Annotated in this window: 21 protein-coding genes; 15 read left to right on the top strand and 6 right to left on the bottom strand. The window is 53.4% G+C overall.

The genetic code is table 11. The features are described from left to right. The first annotated feature begins 37 nt into the window (after positions 1-37). Positions 38-1,954 carry an ATP-binding cassette domain-containing protein gene (locus ACW44H_RS11975; protein WP_457504683.1) on the top strand — a complete coding sequence of 639 codons (1,917 nt, stop codon included), beginning with the start codon at positions 38-40 and terminating at the stop codon, positions 1,952-1,954. A 98-nt stretch (positions 1,955-2,052) separates the two neighbouring features. Here the strand turns inward: ACW44H_RS11975 and ACW44H_RS11970 are convergent, their stop codons facing one another. After that, entirely contained in the window at positions 2,053-2,505 is a 453-nt protein-coding gene (locus ACW44H_RS11970) for a universal stress protein (protein ID WP_113270861.1), read from the bottom strand. 201 nt (positions 2,506-2,706) lie between these two features. On the opposite strand from ACW44H_RS11970, the gene ACW44H_RS11965 reads away from it, so the two are divergent. Next, complete coding sequence (locus tag ACW44H_RS11965) at positions 2,707-3,228, top strand: preprotein translocase subunit YajC (RefSeq protein ID WP_457504682.1); 522 nt, start codon at positions 2,707-2,709, stop codon at positions 3,226-3,228. Positions 3,229-3,251: 23 nt separating this feature from the next. Here ACW44H_RS11965 and slyA read toward each other — a convergent pair whose 3' ends face one another. Together slyA and ACW44H_RS11955 are read right to left on the bottom strand one after the other, a co-directional pair. Then, the gene (gene slyA / locus ACW44H_RS11960) at positions 3,252-3,704 is read right to left on the bottom strand and encodes a transcriptional regulator SlyA (protein WP_457504681.1); all 453 of its coding nucleotides are present in this window, start codon (positions 3,702-3,704) and stop codon (positions 3,252-3,254) included. 76 nt (positions 3,705-3,780) lie between these two features. Then, positions 3,781-4,935: a DUF5924 family protein gene (locus ACW44H_RS11955; protein WP_457504679.1), complete on the bottom strand. Its 1,155-nt coding sequence runs from the start codon at positions 4,933-4,935 to the stop codon at positions 3,781-3,783. Positions 4,936-5,167: 232 nt separating this feature from the next. Between ACW44H_RS11955 and fadB the strand changes: the two genes are divergently transcribed. Then, positions 5,168-7,354: a fatty acid oxidation complex subunit alpha FadB gene (fadB, locus tag ACW44H_RS11950; RefSeq protein ID WP_457504678.1), complete on the top strand. Its 2,187-nt coding sequence runs from the start codon at positions 5,168-5,170 to the stop codon at positions 7,352-7,354. A 23-nt stretch (positions 7,355-7,377) separates the two neighbouring features. After that, a complete protein-coding gene (fadA, locus tag ACW44H_RS11945; RefSeq protein ID WP_113270857.1) occupies positions 7,378-8,556 on the top strand; it encodes an acetyl-CoA C-acyltransferase FadA in 1,179 nt (392 codons plus the stop codon). 88 nt (positions 8,557-8,644) lie between these two features. Here the strand turns inward: fadA and ACW44H_RS11940 are convergent, their stop codons facing one another. Together ACW44H_RS11940 and ACW44H_RS11935 are read right to left on the bottom strand one after the other, a co-directional pair. Then, a complete protein-coding gene (locus tag ACW44H_RS11940; RefSeq protein ID WP_457504676.1) occupies positions 8,645-9,733 on the bottom strand; it encodes a histone deacetylase family protein in 1,089 nt (362 codons plus the stop codon). Between the two features lie 134 nt (positions 9,734-9,867). After that, entirely contained in the window at positions 9,868-10,344 is a 477-nt protein-coding gene (locus tag ACW44H_RS11935) for a flavodoxin family protein (RefSeq protein WP_457504674.1), read from the bottom strand. A 93-nt stretch (positions 10,345-10,437) separates the two neighbouring features. Between ACW44H_RS11935 and ACW44H_RS11930 the strand changes: the two genes are divergently transcribed. The 4 genes from ACW44H_RS11930 to ACW44H_RS11915 all read left to right on the top strand — a co-directional run bounded on the left by ACW44H_RS11930 (position 10,438) and on the right by ACW44H_RS11915 (position 12,384). Further along, a complete protein-coding gene (locus ACW44H_RS11930) occupies positions 10,438-10,812 on the top strand; it encodes a thiol-disulfide oxidoreductase DCC family protein (protein ID WP_457504672.1) in 375 nt (124 codons plus the stop codon). Positions 10,813-11,036: 224 nt separating this feature from the next. Further along, the gene (locus tag ACW44H_RS11925; RefSeq protein ID WP_457504671.1) at positions 11,037-11,408 is read left to right on the top strand and encodes a hypothetical protein; all 372 of its coding nucleotides are present in this window, start codon (positions 11,037-11,039) and stop codon (positions 11,406-11,408) included. A gap of 57 nt (positions 11,409-11,465) precedes the next feature. Continuing rightward, on the top strand, positions 11,466-11,942 hold the full coding sequence (locus ACW44H_RS11920; RefSeq protein WP_113270852.1) for a YbhB/YbcL family Raf kinase inhibitor-like protein: 477 nt from the start codon (positions 11,466-11,468) through the stop codon (positions 11,940-11,942). Positions 11,943-12,042: 100 nt separating this feature from the next. Beyond that, positions 12,043-12,384: a zinc ribbon domain-containing protein YjdM gene (locus ACW44H_RS11915; RefSeq protein ID WP_447045664.1), complete on the top strand. Its 342-nt coding sequence runs from the start codon at positions 12,043-12,045 to the stop codon at positions 12,382-12,384. 90 nt (positions 12,385-12,474) lie between these two features. Here the strand turns inward: ACW44H_RS11915 and ACW44H_RS11910 are convergent, their stop codons facing one another. Continuing rightward, complete coding sequence (locus ACW44H_RS11910) at positions 12,475-12,678, bottom strand: putative motility protein (protein WP_445533162.1); 204 nt, start codon at positions 12,676-12,678, stop codon at positions 12,475-12,477. 303 nt (positions 12,679-12,981) lie between these two features. Between ACW44H_RS11910 and ACW44H_RS11905 the strand changes: the two genes are divergently transcribed. The 7 genes from ACW44H_RS11905 (at position 12,982) to ACW44H_RS11875 (ending at position 19,763) form a co-directional block, all read left to right on the top strand. Next, complete coding sequence (locus tag ACW44H_RS11905) at positions 12,982-13,446, top strand: SUF system Fe-S cluster assembly regulator (protein WP_447045662.1); 465 nt, start codon at positions 12,982-12,984, stop codon at positions 13,444-13,446. A gap of 78 nt (positions 13,447-13,524) precedes the next feature. Beyond that, positions 13,525-14,967, top strand: coding sequence for a Fe-S cluster assembly protein SufB (gene sufB, locus ACW44H_RS11900; RefSeq protein WP_457504667.1), 1,443 nt, complete (start codon positions 13,525-13,527; stop codon positions 14,965-14,967). A 72-nt stretch (positions 14,968-15,039) separates the two neighbouring features. Then, positions 15,040-15,789, top strand: a complete 750-nt coding sequence (sufC, locus tag ACW44H_RS11895) for a Fe-S cluster assembly ATPase SufC (RefSeq protein ID WP_008957028.1) — start codon at positions 15,040-15,042, stop codon at positions 15,787-15,789. Then, positions 15,786-17,126, top strand: a complete 1,341-nt coding sequence (gene sufD, locus ACW44H_RS11890) for a Fe-S cluster assembly protein SufD (RefSeq protein ID WP_113270847.1) — start codon at positions 15,786-15,788, stop codon at positions 17,124-17,126. Before sufC ends, sufD begins: the two co-directional genes overlap by 4 nt. Before the next feature lie 12 nt (positions 17,127-17,138). Beyond that, positions 17,139-18,404, top strand: a complete 1,266-nt coding sequence (locus tag ACW44H_RS11885; protein WP_457504665.1) for a SufS family cysteine desulfurase — start codon at positions 17,139-17,141, stop codon at positions 18,402-18,404. Between the two features lie 49 nt (positions 18,405-18,453). Beyond that, positions 18,454-19,023: a putative Fe-S cluster assembly protein SufT gene (gene sufT, locus ACW44H_RS11880; protein ID WP_113270845.1), complete on the top strand. Its 570-nt coding sequence runs from the start codon at positions 18,454-18,456 to the stop codon at positions 19,021-19,023. A 17-nt stretch (positions 19,024-19,040) separates the two neighbouring features. Beyond that, entirely contained in the window at positions 19,041-19,763 is a 723-nt protein-coding gene (locus ACW44H_RS11875) for a SanA/YdcF family protein (RefSeq protein ID WP_457504662.1), read from the top strand.

The raw sequence follows: 19,763 nt of genomic DNA, 5'->3' as shown, positions 1-19,763 counted from the left end.
GTTACACTGTGCGCCTCACGACTAAGGAGGACACCGCGTGACCCTGCTACGACTCGAACAGCTGCAACTCGCCTACGGCACCCATGTACTACTCAATCGCGCCGACCTGACCGTTGAGAAAGGCGAGCGGCTGGCGCTGGTCGGGCGCAACGGTACCGGCAAGTCCACTCTTCTGAAACTGGTGGCAGGAGAGATATTGCCTGATGATGGCTCAATCTGGCGGGCACCTGGGCTAAAAATCGGTGTGCTGGCCCAGGAGCTACCTGAGTCATCCGGCCTGACTATCTTTGATATGGTGGCCCAAGGGTTGCCGGAAGCGGGCGAGCTGCTCTCCGAATACGACCATCTTATCAATGATCCCGATCCCGACATGGATCGCATGGCGACCCTGCAAACGCGCTTGGAAGCTATTGACGGCTGGTCATACCACCAGCGTATCGACACGGTACTGACACGCTTAGGTCTGCCCCCTGAGGCTGAGATGAGCTCGCTCTCCGGTGGTTGGCGCCGCCGGGTAGCGCTGGCTCGCGCCTTGGTCGCCGAACCTGATCTATTGCTGCTCGATGAGCCGACCAACCACTTGGACTTAGACACCATTGCTTGGTTGGAAGAGCAACTGCTGGCGTTCAACGGCGCCGTATTGCTGATCACACACGACCGGGCGTTTCTGTCTAAGCTGGCGACCAATATTCTTGAACTGGATCGTGGCCAGCTAGGGCGCTACCCCGGCAAGTATGAAGAGTATCAGGCCCGCAAGCAGCACGAGCTTGAAGTAGAAGCGCGGGAGAACGCCGAGTTCGATAAAAAACTCGCTCAAGAGGAGGCCTGGATTCGTCAGGGCGTTAAAGCGCGACGTACCCGTAACGAAGGCCGGGTTCGGGCGCTTGAGGCCATGCGCAATGAACGCAGCCAGCGCCGCGAGCGTCAGGGTAATGCCAATTTGACGGTAGATCGCGGCGAGCGCACCGGCAAGCGCGTTGTGGAGCTGCAAGGGGTCACCCAGCGGTTTGGCGATGACGTGATATTGCGCGACATTAACCTTGAAGTATTGCGCGGCGACCGTATTGGCTTCCTGGGGCGCAACGGCGCAGGTAAAACAACCCTGCTGAAAATCCTGCTGGGTGAGTTGGAACCCAGTGAAGGCAAGGTACAGATGGGCACCAATTTAAAAGTGGCCTATTTTGACCAATTGCGTGCCGGGTTGGAACTCGAAAAAACCGTTTACGACAATGTTGCCCAAGGCAGTGACCGGGTCAACGTGGGCGGTAAAGATCGCCATGTGATGAGTTATCTGCAGGACTTTCTCTTTACACCGGAACGAGTACGCCAGCCGGTGAAGGCGCTCTCCGGCGGCGAGTCCAACCGACTACTGCTGGCCAAGCTATTTACCCAGCCGGCTAACGTGCTGGTGTTGGACGAGCCGACCAACGACCTCGACATGGAAACCCTGGAGCTGCTCGAGGAGCTGCTGCTCGATTTTGATGGCACGCTGCTGCTGGTTTCCCATGACCGTACCTTTATGGATAACGTGGTAACCAGCATGCTCGCCTTTGAAGGCGATGGCGTGGTGCGCGAGTACGTGGGAGGCTACACCGATTGGATTCGCCAGGGTGGCAAGCTACCGCCAGCGCCCTGGGAAGGGGCGGCACGCCAGCGTACTGAACCCACCTCAGAAACGCCTAAAAAGGTGGCTGAAGCGCCTGCCGCAGCAGCCAAGAAAAGCGTCAAGCTTTCCTACAATTTGCAGCGTGAATTGGATGCATTGCCCGCTGAGATCGAACGTCTAGAGGGTGAGGTAGAAGCGTTGGAAAATGAGATAGGTGACCCCGCATTTTATCAGCAAGAGGCAGAGGCCGTTACGGCTAAGTTACAAACGCTTGAAAAAGTGCAAAAGTCGCTAGAAGTCGCCATGGAGCGCTGGATGGAGCTAGAGGCACTGGCGGCAGGGGAATAAAACCCCATAACGATAAAAGGCGCCATAGGGCGCCTTTTTCGTTAGCTATAGTAGCTTTGTTAGCCCTAGTGGCTTTGTTAGACATAGTAGGGTGCAGTTTACTCGTCGCTTTTTTCGCCTTTCTTGCCAACACGCACGGCCAGAACATCGCATTGTGCGCCGTGTAATACGCCGGTAGAGGTGGAGCCCAGCAACAGAGCGAAGCCATGACGCCCATGGGAGCCCACCACGATTAAGTCCACGCCATGCTCTTCGGCAAAACGGTGGATTTCAGTATCGGGCATACCCACTACCACATGCTGGTCGGCCTCAGAAATATGCGGGGCGGCAATTTCAGCTAAACGTTTTTTGGCGTGTTCGTCTAGCTGGTCCTGAATACTGGTCAGGTCCATCGGTATATCACCACCATAGGCAAACCCAAGCGGCTCCAGGGTGTGCATGATGGAGATTTTGGCCTTGTCGTTGCGTTCAGCGATCGCAACGGCGCGTTCCAGAATCTTGTGCGAGTCTTTGGTCAAGTCAACGGCAACTAAAATGTGGTGATAGCTCATGGCGTATCTCCTTGGTGTTAAGGAACACTCGTTAACAAAGAATACTGGGGCTCCTTTGTTTAATGCCCTTTACTTTAGATGGCGTGTCTTGTTTTAACAATAGCCAACGTTTTAACCATGACTTAGGTCAAAACAACGTCCTGAGGCACTGTTTTTTAGCGTAGTATCTTAAGTGTGGCTTATATGGAAGGAAATGTAGAGATGGAATGGTTGATTATCGTACTTATCCTAATGTTTGTGATAGCGCCGGTGATGTGGTTAAAGCCCAGCCCACGTCAAAAACGCCACGCGGCGCTGCGCTCGCAAACTTCAAAACAGGGTGTCAGCATCAAGCTGGAAAAGCCACCCCTTCATAATTTTAAAGGCACCATGCCTGCTTATCGTTGGCACTATCCCCAGGAAGGGCCAGGCCCCGATTTTTTGTTGGTCAGAGACAGTAATGCCAGTGAGGCCTTAGCGCCTTTTCATGCCGGCTGGCGTTGGCGAATTGCTCCCTTGCGCCCGCTACCTGATGACGCCGCGATACCCTTGAAAGCACTGCTTGAACGTTTGCCGCAAGATGCACTGGTAGTGCAATCGACGCCCTATGCGCTAACGCTATGGTGGTGGGAGTCGCAAACCGCTGAACGATTTGCGACCTACTTACCGGATTTTCAGCAATTGCGGAATTCACTGCAGGGCCGTGCCGACCAGCCGGTCAATCAACCACTGAGAGGGGCTTAGCTGTTAGCGTCCTCCGCTAGTGATCAAGATGCCTGACTGTCTTGATCCCGTGCTTGTATCGCCAATCCGTTTGATTCAATCACCGCTAGCCATTCATTGAGTTGTTCGAGATTTTCCTCGGTTAAGCCAGCGAACATTTCCTTGCGCGCCTGTTGCGCTACTTTGTCGATTTCTTCCAATAGCGGCATAGCCGCAGGTGTCAAATATATGCGTTTGCTACGGCGATCATTATCACAGGCGCGTCGTTCAACCAAGCCTTGCTCTTCGAGTTGACCAAGGGTGCGCACTAGAGAGGGCGCCTCAACGCCAATCGCGCGGGCAAGATCGCACTGTGGGTGTCCCTCGCCTAAACGCCAAAGGTGATAAAGCGTGACCCAACGCGTTTGGGTTAACCCCAGTGGCGCTAAACGGCGGTCTAAAATGGAGCGCCATAAGTGGGGCAAGCGTGCGATGCGAAAACCAATTGTTGAGGCCATAGGCAACTAGCTACCAATAAAAGTGAGTATGCGAATTGTCATAAGCTGCGCCGCTTAATGCAAGGTGCTTAGCAATTCAGTCTTCAGGTCGCGCTTCTTCATCATTAGGGTGGCCAGGCACAAAGCGCCGTAAATTTAACCCGCTGAGGCCACTAGCACGTATTTCTCCATTGGCTAGTGATGCCTGCTGGCTATCGTCTGATACGTCAAAGCGTATCAGTCCTAGGCGCTGACCAGTAGCCGTCATAATGTCGATACGCCAATCTCCCGATGGATCTTCCGGAAAATTTTGCTTATGACTCCATGCGCGGTATCCCTGCTCACGTCCGCCGTTGATGTTAAGTTCCACAACATCCATGAGCTCACCATTATGATGCCAAGCATGGGTAATGGTTTCACTTAGTCCACGCGGTGCCCGAATAGCGGTGTAAACATAAAGCCCATTTGCGCTAATAGCGTCAGGCGTAAGCGTCATTGATCCCTGGGGAAGGCGTTGTTCAACGTCAAAAGCAGGCGACAGGGCGCTGCTGGTCATCCATAGGCTTGCTGGTGGAACCCAAATGCGTCCTAGCCACGCGCCGTAGGAAAGCAGCACGGTTAGTGCAAAAAAAGCGCACCAGCGTTTGAGCGAACGTTGCTTAAGCAAGTGCCAAAAACTGGGTAGCGCCACCAAAATGGTAATGCCCAGCGCCAGCAATAAACTTTGGCCGGTGGTGAGGTGTACCATAATGGGAAGCGTGACTAGCAATACTAGGAATACGCACAAGGCATGAAAGATAAAATAAAGACTGCGCCAGCGCTCCGCGACCTTGAAATAGAGCGGATCGATAATGGATAGAAGCGCCATACCGCCGACCAGTACGGCGAAAATCGTTTGTCCGCTATTCCAAACGGTGGTCACCAAAATAAACGGCAGTGTGAAGAATAGCGTTTCCTGGTGAATCATTTGTGCGATAAACGTCGTCACGCCACGCGGCGGAGTGGGGTGACCGCGACGAGACAGCCAACGGCTGATTAAACCTTCGGAAAGCAGCAATGCCCATGCAAATAATAACCCCAGGGCTAAGGCAGCGCCTAACCACTGCTGACGATCGACTAAAAAGAAGCTGCTCAACCCGGCAGCGAACGCCATGGGTGGCCATAACCAGCTCCACGGCTTAAGGCGTTCGACAATGATTTCAATACGCTGCTGAACCTTGGCGATGCGCGGTGGCGTGAGCAGTGCGTCCATAACAAGGTAACCTGAAAATTTAAGGAAGCGTGATCCTAGCAGTATGAACGGATACAAGGGAGCGCTGGTCAAATTAGTTTTACAGATTAGCCAAAAGTCAGGGCTTGACGTACTCAGGCAACTCAACCAAGCTTACGCAATCAAACGACCGTATGAATGTCGTATGAAGGCCGTATGAAAAATGTGGCGGGTTCTCTTTTCAGAGCCAGCCCGAATTGTGGAGAGAGCACGGATGATCTATCAAGGCAACGCCATCACGGTGACACGTCGTGATACCCCAAATGGCAATGACATCGCTATGCTCACTTTCGATCTGAAAGGTGAGTCCGTTAACAAACTCTCCAGCGCTGTGGTAGCAGAGCTGGGTGAAGCAGTGAAGGCGATTCAAGCTGAAAGTAATTTAAAGGGCCTGCTCATTGCTAGCGGTAAAGATGTGTTTATCGTGGGTGCTGATATCACCGAGTTTCACACGCTGTTCGATAAAGGCGAAGCGTACCTAGTGGAGATGAACCTCAAGGTACACGATATATTTAATGCGATTGAAGACCTGCCATTCCCCACGGTAACGGCGATTAATGGTCTGGCACTTGGCGGCGGCTGTGAAGTGTTGCTGACCACCGATTTTCGCGTGATGAGCGAAAAAGCCAAGATTGGCCTGCCAGAAACCAAACTCGGTATTTTGCCTGGCTGGGGTGGCTGCGTGCGCCTGCCGAGAATTATCGGTGCTGATAACGCCATCGAGTGGATTGCCGGTGGCACCGAAAACCGTGCTGATGCTGCCCTAAAAGTAGGCGCTGTCGATGCAGCAGTTACCGCCGAACAGTTAGAAGACGCTGCGCTGGATATCCTTGATCGTGCCAACGCTGGTGAGCTGGATTACAAGGCTCGCCGTGCTGAAAAAACCAGCCCGCTGATGCTCAATCCTATTGAGCAAATGATGGCGTTTGAAACCGCTAAGGGTTATGTGGCTGGTAAGGCTGGCCCGCACTACCCAGCGCCAGTAGAAGCGATCAAGGTCATTCAGAAAGGCGCAGGTGAAGAGCGTGGTCGGGCTCAAGCAATTGAAGCCAAAGCCTTCGCCAAGCTGGCGCTCAGCAGTGTTGCGTTCAACCTGGTCGGCTTGTTCCTCAACGACCAAGTGGTCAAGAAGAAAGCCAGCAACTACGAAAAACAAGCGCAGCCGGTGAAGCAAACGGCTGTGCTGGGTGCCGGTATCATGGGCGGTGGTATCGCTTACCAGAGTGCGTCTAAAGGTACCCCAATCCTGATGAAAGATATCAAGGATGACGCGCTCGAACTGGGCCTGAAAGAAGCACGTAAGCTATTTGCCAAGCAGGTAGAGCGTAAGAAGTTCACCACTGAGCAGATGTCGGAAAAGCTGACCAATATTCGCCCGACGCTCTCCTACGGTGATTTTGGTAATGTTGACCTCGTCGTTGAAGCGGTCGTTGAAAACCCGAAAGTTAAAGACGCCGTATTAACCGAAGTGGAAGGCATGGTAAGCGAAAATACCATTCTCACCTCTAACACGTCGACGATTTCTATCAACCGCTTGGCGCAAAACCTCAAGCGGCCGGAAAACTTCTGCGGGATGCACTTCTTTAACCCCGTACACCGCATGCCCCTGGTAGAAGTCATTCGTGGTGAGAAGACCTCGGACGCTGCCGTTGCCGCTACCGTAGCCTACGCCCGGGCAATGGGTAAAACCCCCATTGTGGTTAACGATTGCCCAGGGTTCTTGGTTAATCGCGTGCTGTTCCCTTATTTCGGTGGCTTTAGCTTCTTGGTCGAGCAGGGTGCTGATTTCCAACGCGTTGACAAAGTGATGGAAAAATTTGGTTGGCCGATGGGACCCGCTTACTTGCTTGACGTGGTAGGTCTGGATACTGCCGTTCATGCTAACGAAGTCATGGCGGAAGGCTTCCCTGATCGTATGGCCCGCGATGGCAAAACCGCTATTCAGGTCATGTATGAAAACGACCGCTTGGGCCAGAAGAACGATAAGGGCTTCTATGCCTACGAAGAGGATAAAAAGGGTAAGCCGAAGAAAGTGACCGACGACGCCGCTTACGCCTTAGTCAAAGAAGTGGTGAAAGAACATAAAGAGTTTTCCGACGAGGATATTATCGCTCGCATGATGGTACCGCTCTGCCTGGAAACTGTACGCTGCCTGGAAGATGGCATTGTAGCCACGCCGGCTGAAGCCGATATGGCACTGATCTATGGTATCGGTTTCCCGCCGTTCCGTGGTGGCGCGCTGCGCTATATCGATGCGATGGGTGTGGCAGAGTTTGTGAAGCTGGCGGAAGGGCTAGCTGATGAGTTGGGACCGCTGTACGCGCCCACCGACAAGCTGCGTCAGATGGCTCAGAACAACGAGCAATTCTATTCCAGTGACCAGTCTGCCACCCAGGCCTAACCACCACCCATAGGAGATAAAAGATGAGTTTGAATCCGAGAGATATTGTGGTGGTTGACGGTGTTCGTACCGCCATGGCGAAAGCCAAAAATGGGGCTTTTCGTAATGTCCGCGCTGAGAATCTTTCTGCGGCGGCTATGCAGGCACTGTTCACCCGTAACCCCAATCTAGATCCTTCTGAAGTGGATGATGTGATTTGGGGTTGTGTGAACCAGACGCTTGAGCAGGCCATGAACATTGCCCGCAACGCGGCGATTATGACCGGCATTCCGCGTTCGGTACCTGCGCAAACTGTTAACCGCTTGTGCGGTTCTTCGATGACCGCGCTGCATATTGCTGCCGCTAACATCAAGGCAGGCATGGGCGACTTCTATATCATCGGTGGCGTTGAGCACATGGAACACGTGCCCATGGCCCACGGTGTGGATGTTAACCCTGCAGCCAGCAAGTACGCTGCAAAAGCAGCCATGATGATGGGCTTAACTGCCGAACTGCTGGGCAAAATGCACGGCGTCTCCAGAGAAGAGCAGGATAAGTTTGGTGTGCGTTCGCACCAGCGCGCCCAGGCAGCCATGGAGAAGGGTTACTTCGACAACGAAATTATCGGTGTTGAAGGCCACGATCAGCGCGGCTTTAGAGTGATGGTTCAGCGCGATGAAGTTATTCGTGAAGATGCCAGCCTTGAGTCAATGGCGAACTTGAAGCCGGTGTTTGATCCCCGCAACGGCACCGTGACGGCGGGTACTTCTTCGGCGCTTTCAGTCGGTGCCTCGGCGATGGCCGTCATGAGCTACGAGCGTGCGCAAGCGCTGGGCTTAGAGCCTATTGCTCGGGTGCTTTCGACCGGTGTGGCTGGTTGTGATGCATCGATTATGGGTTATGGCCCGGTGCCGGCGTCGAAGAAAGCGCTGAAAATCGCTGGCCTGTCAGCTGCTGATATTCAGACCGTTGAACTCAACGAAGCCTTCGCGGCTCAGGGTATCCCGGTGTTGAAAGATTTAGGCTTCCTGGATTCGCTAGACGACAAGGTTAACTTGCATGGTGGCGCTATCGCCCTGGGGCACCCATTAGGTTGTTCGGGCTCACGTATCTGCACCACGCTACTTAACGTCATGCAGCAGCGCGATACCACACTGGGCTTAGCTACCATGTGTATTGGTATGGGGCAGGGTGTCGCGACGGTATTTGAGCGTTTGAAATAACGGCGGTACTGGCATTGTCAACGGCACCTTTCGAGGTGCCGTTTTTGTTTGTCAGGTTTTATTCAGAAAACCACTCTTCAGAACGGCTCTATTCAGACTCAAAAGCCGTGCGGTGAAAATCCGCGGCGGCTTGGACCTCTGCAATGCCGCAAGTATCAGGTACCGGTACGGTGTTGCCTGCCAGTACCGCAAGCACGGCCCTGGTGCCGTTGGCCAGCGATTCCAAGTTGTAGCCGCCTTCAAGTACGAAAACCAAGCGGCCCCCGCAGTGCTGTTCGGCCAGCTGTTGCATAAAGCCGGTCAGTGCGCCAAACCCTTCGTAGGAGACGTTGAGCGCTAAGTCATGCCAGTGGGGATCAAAGCCTGCCGAGACTAAAATAATGTCGGGCTTAAACCACGCTGCGGCTGGGGCAAGAATGTCACGAAATGCCTTGAGGTACGCTTCGTCGCCAGCACCAGCCGGTAACGGAACATTAATTGTGGTGCCTTCAGCTAAACCGGCACCTACCTCTTCAAGGTGGCCGGAGCCGGGGTAGAAAGGAGCGGCCCGGTGGATGTCGAAAAACATCACATCGGGCTCTGCCCAGAAAATGTCCTGGGTACCGTTGCCATGGTGAGCGTCCCAATCAACAATAAGGACTCTTTCGCAGCCTAGTGCACTGCGCGCATGGGCGGCAGCCACCGCGACATTATTAAACAAGCAAAAGCCTCGTGCGCGGACTGGCTCCGCGTGGTGCCCCGGCGGGCGTACGAGCGCAAATGCGGTTTTAGTGCGTTTCTCAATTACCGCTTCTACTGCAGCAATAGCGGTACCCGCGGCAACTTCCGCGGCATCGATGCTTCCTGGTGAGACCGCCGTGGTATCTACATCCAACCAAGCATTTTTACCTCGTAGGCTAAAAATGTCGCTGAGATAGGAGGTGGTATGCACTCGTGCTAGCTGCTCATGGGTGGCTGCTTTGCCACCTTCAAACTGGAGGCCATCAATGGGGGCTTTCTCAAGCAGATGATGAATGGCTTTCAAACGGCCTGGGTGCTCGGGGTATTTCCACGGTACCGGGAGCCCTGCAAGCAAGTGCCGAATGCGCTTGTCGATTCGTTGGGGTAGAAAGTCGGCGTTAATGTTGGGCTCGTGAGCGAGTACCCGATCATCATAGAAAGCAATGACTTTATGCATAATAGCTACCTAATGTACGTGCGTTGAGTCATAGCAGTAAATGCAAGCAAGTAACTGCAGTTTTCAGTCGCACAATTGGCACGAAATGCTTATCTACAGTAAGGCAGGCTAGCCAAGGTTATACAATATCATTCTCAAATGATGCCACTCTCAACACTAAATGCTAGGGTCATGCTGAGTTCTTCTACCTGATCTGTAAATGAAGGCTGCCATTCGCCGCGCAAAATGAGCGGTGGTTGTACCCATCGCCAACGCAAGCCGGTCACGATACTTTCTACTGCGCGCTGAGTGCCTGTGCCGTCGTGGCCTGCGCGTATATAGAGTGCGCAGGGTAATCCCTGTTTCTTTTCAATGACAGAATAGTAGCTACGATCAAAAAAATCCTTGAGAGCGCCGCTCATATATCCCAGGTTTTCCGTGGTGCCGAGCAGAATCGCATCGCAGGCCAGTACATCCTCTGGGCCAGCTTCCAGGGGCGCTTTTACCACGCAGTGCATCTGTTCAAGGTCGGGATGGCTAGCACCCTGGAAGGCCGCATCACGCAGTAGGCGCGTATTTGCCGAAGGGGTATGGGCAACAATTAATAACTGTTTTTTGAACTCAGGTGTCATGGTAGTAGCCTAAATGAGCAGTGAAAATGTAAAGGTTTGCGACTAGTACTGAAAATGCCACACTGCTTTAGTGACGTTAACTAGAGAGGCTATATGTCCAAGAATACCTCTATCAATGTCTACTACGATGCGCAGTGCCCGCTTTGCCGTAAAGAGCGCCGCCGCTATGAACGATGGTCGGGGCGGCGTGCGGCAGAGATCGGTTGGCTTGATGTGAGCGAACATGAGCAAACCCTGCGGAAAAAAGGCGTAGCACCGGCCATGGCGCTTCGTTCTTTGCATATTGAAACCGCTCAAGGCCAGCTTATTGAAGGCATTGATGCCTACCGTTTATTGATGAAGCGCATTCCCTTATTGGTGCCGATCGCCTGGATTATTAGTCTGCCGGGTATTAAACCTGGATTGCGGACGCTTTATGATGTGTGGGTAAAGCGTCGCCTAAAGAAACAGGGCCGGTGGTCCTCTTAAGATTTAGCATAGGAAGCCTAATAATGCAGCGAAGTGGGGTTTTAATATGGGCAGTATGTATTGGGATGGGGGGGAGCCTATTATTGGCGGGCTGTGCTAGTGGGCAACGTCCTGCACCAACGACCAATCAAGCGGTAGCGGAGGCACCACTGAACACGGGGCAGCCTGCTTTAGGAACGGCTGCTAACAGTTTGGCACCTGTAACCGCCAAGACGAGTGACTGGGTGCCACCCCTGTTTGTTGGCCCAGAAGAGGAAGCGTCCTACTACGTTAGTCGTTTGGCCGATCAGCGTTTTGTCGCCAGTTATGGTGACCGTGATAACCCTCGCCCTTGGTACATTGCTGCTGAGCGGCTGGGAGAAATTGGGCTTCCTGCAATTCCATTGCTATTTTCTCGTTTAGACACCTCCAATGCCTATGAGCAGATGCTCGTACTCTATGCCCTTCAACTAGCGACTCAAGACCCTCAGCTTATGGTCAGGACAGGCAGCGAGTACGTTCAATTAGGCAGCGTGCTGGACCCGGCGCGTAATGCTGAGAATGTCGCTACTGCTCGGCAGTGGTGGCAAAAGCACGCTGAGCAGGTGACGCGCTGATAGACTCATAGCATTCCAGCTCAGCAACGACTCATCCGATAGATCAAGGAGCGAAGCATGGCATTTGCACTTTCAGCACTGAACGTTACCAGTCCGGCGTTTGCTAACCACCAGGCGATTCCTTCCAAGCATACAGGGGAAGGGGAAAATGTTTCGCCAGCGCTGGCCTGGAAAGATGCCCCAGAAGGGACGCAAGGTTTTGCGGTGATCTGCCACGACCCAGATGCTCCCTTGGTAAAAGATGGCGTCTATGGCTTTGTACACTGGGTGCTATATAACTTACCTGGGGATATTACCGAATTAACCGAAAAAACGGCTGAGGGTACCCCAGGTGTTAATGATAAAGGCGATGTCGGCTATTTTGGTCCGATGCCTCCTGAAGGACATGGTAAGCATTTTTACTATTTCTGGGTGTTGGCGCTGGATCATCAAACGTCGCTGCCTGAAGGGCTCACTTTGGCTGAGTTGCTTAAAGAACTAGAGCCGAACCTGCTAGGCATGAACCGTTTGGTAGGCACGTATCAGCGTGACTAATATCGTCCTAGCTGGACATTTTGCTTAACCCGTGTAGGCTCCATCGCTTTCCAAGACATTGTTAGCGTCTTTTGTGTTAGCCAAGTGATGGAGCCGTTCCATGAGTGATATCCCTAACTGTCCTGCCTGCGCTTCTGAGTTTAGTTACGATGACGGCCTTCAATACGTGTGCCCAGAGTGCGGTCATGAGTGGTCAAAAGTGGCAGCAGAAGAGGGCGCTGATGACGCTTCAGGCGTGCGCGATGCTAACGGCAATATGCTGAATGATGGTGATAGCATAACGGTCATCAAGGATCTGAAGGTTAAAGGCAGTTCACTGGTGGTTAAAGTGGGCACCAAAGTGAAGAGTATCCGCTTGGTAGAGGGTGATCACGATATCGACTGTAAGATTGACGGTATCGGGCCGATGAAACTTAAATCCGAGTTTGTTAAAAAAGCCTAGCGGTTAAGACAGGTAGCCAAAAAAATAGCCCCCTGGCGTTAGTCAGGGGGCTATTTGCTTATCTGCTGTCATGTTTTAGTAGAGCGTCTATTACGCGGTCGTATTAATTTGCGTACCCACACTGCCGCTCGTGGCCAGTTGAGGCACCTGAGCAACGCTTTCCATGAGGGCAGAAATATGTGCTGCTTGACCGTCTAAAGCGTCTTTGAAAACGGTCAGTTGCGCCTGTTGTGCAACTTGTACCTGCTGCATCGCCAATGACGCATTGACCATATTATTGACTGCTGAATCCATCTTAAACCCTCGAATAGCAAGCCGCCATCCAGTGTGATGGCACTCAATACTCAATCGAAATTACCAGACGTCCCTCATTAAAGTAAAGCCAAGATAAGTAGCTTACCAGCGTCATAGTATTTTTAAATGATAATGATTGTTGTTTTTGATGCGATTGGCGTCGATCGTGCTGTTATTTTACTCAAATTGCTAACCATTTAGCTCAAGGGCTTCACATCAAATTTATACAGGACTAAAATGGTACTCAATTGATGCGGGCAGCCATTGCTGGCCTGCACACTCAGTACATAAAGGGGAGTCGATATGCTCAAGCTTTCTCGGCTGACAGATTATGCCGCTGTGGTGATGGCGCAAATTGCCCGTCACGCTCACGCATCACACGCAGCGGCTGATTTGGCTGAGGCTGTGCAACTGCCACACCCCACGGTAAGTAAAACGCTTAAAATGCTGGCGCGTGCCGGGTTGTTAGTTTCCCAACGCGGTGCTCAAGGCGGTTATCGCTTGGCGCGGCCAGCATCACAAATTACCGCCGCCGACATTATTGCGGCGATTGAGGGCCCCGTTGCCATGACCGAATGCAGCCAAGCAGAAGGGGATTGCGAGCTTGTCGCTACCTGCGGTGTGGCGGATAACTGGCAACGGGTTTCATTGGCGATGCGCACCTTGCTTGAAAGCGTGACGTTAGCGCATTTAGCCGATACAGCGCCGATAAAATTGCCGGTGCAACTGCCTATTCAAACGATCAGCCTGTCGGCGGCGTCGGCCTAACCGCGGCGCAAGCACCACAGGCCTAATTTATTATTAAAGGCGATGATTTCGCCACCCAACTGCCCGGAGGGTATCACCATGGCAAGCGAAGAAATGGAACAGTTGGTTCGTCGCGAATACAAAGACGGCTTCGTAACCGATATTGAGAGCGACACCCTGCCACCTGGCCTGGATGAAAACACCATCGCCTTTATCTCCAAGAAGAAGGGCGAACCCGAGTGGATGCTGGAGTGGCGTCTGGATGCCTATCGCCAGTGGCTAAAAATGGAAGCGCCATCCTGGGCGCATCTCGACTACCCGCCGATCGATTACCAGTCGATCTCCTATTTCAGTGCGCCCAAGCGCCCGGAAGACCGCCCTCAGAGCCTGGATGAAGTCGATCCCAAGCTGCTGGAGACCTACGAGAAACTGGGTATTCCGTTGCACGAGCGCGCCGCGCTGGCAGGCGTTGCCGTCGATGCGGTGTTTGACTCCGTTTCGGTGGCCACCACTTTCAAAAAGCAGCTTGGCGAAGCAGGGGTTATCTTCTGCTCTATCTCTGAAGCTATCCGCGACTATCCGGAACTGATCAAGCAATATCTGGGCACCGTGGTGCCGGTGGCGGATAACTACTTCGCGGCGCTCAACTCAGCAGTCTTCACCGACGGCTCTTTCGTATTCGTGCCGGAAGGTGTGGCCTGCCCGATGGAGTTGTCTACGTACTTCCGCATTAACGCGGCCAATACCGGCCAGTTTGAGCGCACGCTGATTATTTGCGAAAGCCGCGCCCAGGTGTCCTACCTGGAAGGCTGTACCGCGCCGATGCGTGATGAAAACCAGCTACACGCCGCCGTCGTTGAGTTGGTCGCTCTGGACGATGCTTACATCAAGTACTCCACCGTGCAGAACTGGTACCCCGGTGACGAAAACGGCAAGGGCGGTATCTATAACTTCGTTACCAAACGTGGCGACTGCCGTGGCGACCGCTCACGCATCAGCTGGACGCAGGTAGAGACCGGCTCGGCCATCACTTGGAAATACCCTTCCTGCGTACTGCGCGGCAAGGACAGTATCGGCGAGTTTTATTCCGTTGCAGTCACGAACGGCCGTCAGCAGGCCGATACCGGCACCAAGATGATCCACATTGGCGAAGGCACCCGTTCCTATATCGTCGCTAAAGGCATCTCAGCCGGTAAAAGTGATCAGTCCTATCGCGGCCTGGTGAAAATCGGCCCGCGTGCCAAAGGGGCGCGTAACTTTACTCAGTGCGATTCGCTTTTGATTGGCGATAAGTGCGGTGCGCATACCTTCCCGTATCAGGAAATTGGCAACAGCACGGCGACTATCGAACACGAAGCGACCACGTCCAAAATCGGTGAAGATCAGCTGTTTTACTGCCAGAGCCGCGGTATTTCAGAAGAAGACGCGGTCAGCATGATTGTGAATGGCTTCTGTAAAGACGTCTTCCAAGAGCTGCCGATGGAGTTTGCCGTAGAAGCCGAAGCGCTGCTCAACGTCACCCTGGAAGGCGCGGTAGGTTAATCGTTAGCCGTTCAGTTCACTCATTTAATTAGTGTCGCCGTAGCGACTCGCCAGAATTAGAAGGTAATCAATATGTTGCAAGTGAATGATTTACACGTCACCGTCGAAGGCAATGAAATCCTCAAAGGCCTCACCCTGACCATCAATGCGGGTGAAGTGCACGCTATTATGGGGCCGAACGGCGCGGGTAAATCGACGCTATCGGCGGTTATCGCTGGTAAAGATGGCTACGAAGTCACCCAGGGCACGATTACCTTTGAAGGCAAAGACGTGCTTGAAATGGAAATTGAAGAGCGCGCCCAGGCGGGCCTGCTGCTGGGCTTCCAGTACCCGGTCGAGATCCCAGGTGTTAAAAATATCTACCTGCTGAAATCGGCGCTGAACGCCCAGCGCGTGGCACGCGGTGAAGGCGAAATGCCTGCGCCGGAGTTTATGAAGCTTGTAAAAGAGAAGCTGGGTTATATGAAAATGGACGCCAGCTTCCTTCAGCGTGCCGTTAACGAAGGTTTCTCTGGCGGCGAGAAGAAGCGTAACGAGATCCTGCAAATGTTGGTGCTGCAGCCGAAGCTTGCCATGCTGGATGAGATCGATTCGGGCCTGGATATCGATGCCATGAAAGTCGTCGCCGATGGCGTTAATAGCCTTCGCGCTGAAGACCGCGCCATTCTGCTGGTCACTCACTATCAGCGTCTGCTGGACTATATTATTCCGGACAAGGTCCATGTCCTGGTCGATGGCCGTATTGTGAAAACCGGCGACGCTGAGCTTGCCAAACAGCTGGAAGCCAATGGATACGAAGGTATCGAGGAGTCTGTGGCATGAGCGATACGCAAACCTTTTTAGATACACTTAAGGCGCGCAGCCCGCATTATCAGGCGGAGCCCACGTGGATTGCTGCTCGTCGTCAGGCGGGCGCTGCCCGCTTTGAAGCGTTGGGTTTTCCGACTCGGCGTGATGAAGAGTGGAAATACACCGACGTGCGCTCAATTGCGCAAGGCAACTTTGCGCTCGCCGATAACGCCGAATTTTCTCAAGCCAGTGCTGCAGCGCTTACGTTGCCAATTGATGCTTATCGTCTGACGTTTGTGGATGGTGTCTTTTCGGCAGTACTTTCGGATGTGGATGCACTGCCATCAAGCGTTCAGGTGTTGCCGCTTTCCAAAGCGCTAACGGAGAACCACGAAGCCGTGGGTGGTCCTCTTGGGCGGCTGACGGGTGTGGATTTCTCTCCTTTTGCCGCGCTGAATACCGCGTTTATGGAAGAAGGCGCTGTCGTTCGCATTGCACCCGGTACGGTGGTTGAGAAACCCATTCTGCTGCAGTTTCTGTCCCGCGCCGGCCAGCCGGTGATGAGTCATCCGCGCGTGCTGGTAGAGGCGGGTAGCCGCAGCGAAGCCACGCTGATCGAGCATTATACCGGTGAAACGGAAGCGGCTAACTTCACCAACGTCGTGGCTGAGCTAATGCTCGACCGTGGCGCTATCCTGGCCCACTACAAGCTGCAAGAAGCGCCGCTGGGTGACATGCACGTGGCGAGCATTCACGTGGAGCAGGGCCGTGACACACGTTATACCTCCTACAACCTGAGTCTGGGCGGTGCGCTGGTGCGCAACGACTTGATCAGTGATCTCAATGGGCAAGGCGCTGAAACCAACTTTTTGGGCTTGTTCTTCGGTCAGGGTCGTCAGCACGTCGATAACCACACCAAGGTGAACCACAATGCGCCGCTGACGTTCTCTAACGAGAACTACAAGGGTATTTTGGATGATCGTGCCCACGGCGTATTTAACGGCAAAGTTTACGTCAAACGCGATAGCCAGAAGATTGAAGGGTTTCAGAGTAACCAAAACCTACTGCTGTCGGACCGTGCACATATTGATGCCAAGCCTGAGCTTGAAATCTACGCAGATGACGTTAAGTGTTCACACGGCACTACCACGGGCCAGCTGGATGAAGAAGCGATCTATGCCCTGCGTACACGTGGTATTGATGAAGCTACCGCACGCGGGCTACTAACCCTCGCCTTTGCTGGTGAGGTGTTAGATAAAGTTACCCTGGATGCAATTGCCGAGCGCGTTGAACTAGCAGTGGCAGGCAAGCTGCCAGAACGCTTCAACCTTGCGGGGCTTGTTGAAGCTGCGGTCGCACTCAACGACTAAAAGGAGGGTTTGATGCCACATTCCGTTATTGAGCCGACGCCTAAGCTTGAGCAAGCACCCTTTGATGTAGCACGTCTACGTCAGGATTTTCCGGTGCTGGCCCGTAAGGTACATGGCAAGCCGCTAATCTACTTGGATAACGCGGCAACAAGCCAGACGCCTCAACAGGTAATTGACGTGTTTAGCGAATATTACTCACGCTATAACGCCAATATTCACCGCGGTCTGCATACGCTTGCCGATGAGGCGACAGCCGCGTTTGAAGGCACGCGTCACAAAGTGCGGGCGTTTCTCAACGCGGAGGATGCGCGTCAAATCATCTTTACTCGCGGCACTACCGAGGCCATCAACCTAGTGGTGCAAAGCTGGGGGCGTAAGCATCTCGCCCCGGGCGATGAAGTGCTGATTTCCCTGCTGGAGCACCATTCCAATATTGTGCCCTGGCAACTGCTTGCCGCCGAAATTGGGTTTACCATCAAGGTCGTTCCCGTTGAGGCTAATGGCGCGCTGGATATGGGGGCTTACCGCGAGCTGCTGAGTGAACGTACTAAGCTGGTTGCGGTCAATCATGTTTCTAATGCGCTGGGTACTATTAATCCGGTCCAGGAAATGGCGGCGCTCGCCCACCAACACGGCGCGCTGATTTTGATTGATGGCGCCCAAGCAGCGCCTCACCAAGTGGTCGATGTGCAGGCAATCAATGCCGATTTTTATGCATTTTCGGGTCACAAAGTATACGGACCCACCGGGGTGGGCGTCCTGTATGGCAAGCAGGCGCTGCTGGAGGCGATGCCGCCTTGGCAGGGCGGTGGGGAAATGATCAAAACCGTCTCCTTCGATGCCGGTACGACGTTTGCCGCTATTCCGCATAAGTTCGAAGCGGGTACGCCCGCTATTGCGGAAGTGATTGCCCTTGGCCGCGCGCTTGAGTGGGTGGAGAGCGTCGGTGTCAACGCTATCGGTGCATGGGAAGGGCAACTGCTCGATTACGCCACCCAAGCGGTTGGTGGTATCGATGGGCTGCGTATTTTAGGCACCGCGCCGCATAAAGCAGGGGTGTTGTCGTTTGTGGTTGAGGGCGCGCATTCGCAAGATATCGGCCTGCTGATCGATCAACTTGGCATTGCTATTCGTACCGGCCACCATTGTGCTCAGCCGCTACTGGCTCATTTTGGCGTGGATGCGACGTGCCGTGCATCATTTGCTGCGTATAATACGCTCGAAGAAGTGGATAGCTTTATTGAAGCACTTCATCGTGTCATTGGTATGGTACGTTAAGGCCAGTTCTTTAAGGCCAGCTCTTTGAGGAAAGTATTTAAGGAAAGTCATGGATCTTGAGCAAGTCGCCAGCCTCGAACGAGGCCAACAGTTACCGCTCCAGCGCGATGTGGAGGCCATTGCGATACCGTTTGGTAGTACGGAAACGCTGGCTGAAGACAGTGTTGTCAGCGTGATGCAGGCAAAAGGTAGCTCGGTCAGTGTTGGTTTCGAGGGGCGTCTTTACTTGATTGAAGGACGTAACCTTGATGCCTTGGGGCTTGAGTCGTTGCCTCGACCTACGCTGCCTGAAACGGCCAGCGAAGAAGAGATAGAGCAGTTTGTATGGGAACAACTACGCACCTGCTTTGACCCGGAGATCCCTGTCAATATCGTTGATCTGGGATTGGTTTACGGCTGTCGCATTGAACGCCTCATCAGTGGTGAGCGTATTGCTACTATCCGCATGACGCTGACGGCCCCCGGCTGTGGTATGGGTGACGTTATTGCAGCCGATGCGCGCAATAAGATCCTAGGCGCGCCGCAAATCAGCAAAGTGCATACTGAAATTGTCTTCAGTCCTCCCTGGAGCCGTGACATGATGAGTGACGAGGCCAAGCTTGAACTCGGCATGTTCTAACCCCGGCTGGGTGCTGGATGCATAACATTTTGTTGAAATGGTTAGGGCGTTTATTAATGTCGCTAGGAGCGCTTTTGCTGCTGGCGACATTGCTGTTTATAGGTGGCAATTTTTGGGTATTGGCTACCACAGCTGCTTATATTGAGCGTCAGCCACAGCAATGCCGTCCTACTGACGTGGGTATTGTTTTTGGTACGTCGCACTGGACCCGTAGTGGCGTGCGTAATCCGCATTTCCATGCACGTATGCGGACTGCTGCCAGTTTAATTGAACATTCTCAGGTCGATCATCTGTTGCTGTCTGGGGATAATCGTACCCAGGCGTATAACGAGCCACGGGCGATGTGGCGCGAACTTTATCGTCGCGGCGTAGCGTCTGAACAGATGACTATGGATTTTGCTGGCTTTAGCACCTACGACACACTGGTGCGTGCGCGTGATGTCTTTCAGCTGGATAAAACGCTACTGATCACTCAGGGCTGGCACCTTCCCCGTGCCATATATATAGGCCGTGCATTGGGTATGGATGTCACAGGTTGTGTGGCGGATGACGCGACTGTCAACGTCGGGTGGCATTTGAAGTTGCGCGAATGGGCCGCACGCGTTGCCACTCTGGGTGATCTATATATATGGGGACGTGAGCCCTATTTTCTGGGTACGCCGGAACCTATTGAACTTAAGGAACGGGCACCCATAGACCTTATCCTACCGTCGTTAAACGAACGCTTTACAGCCCCTTAG

Source organism: Vreelandella sulfidaeris Esulfide1 (assembly GCF_054072535.1).
Note: the sequence above shows the minus strand (reverse complement) of the source record. Positions and strands in the feature narration are given on the sequence as shown.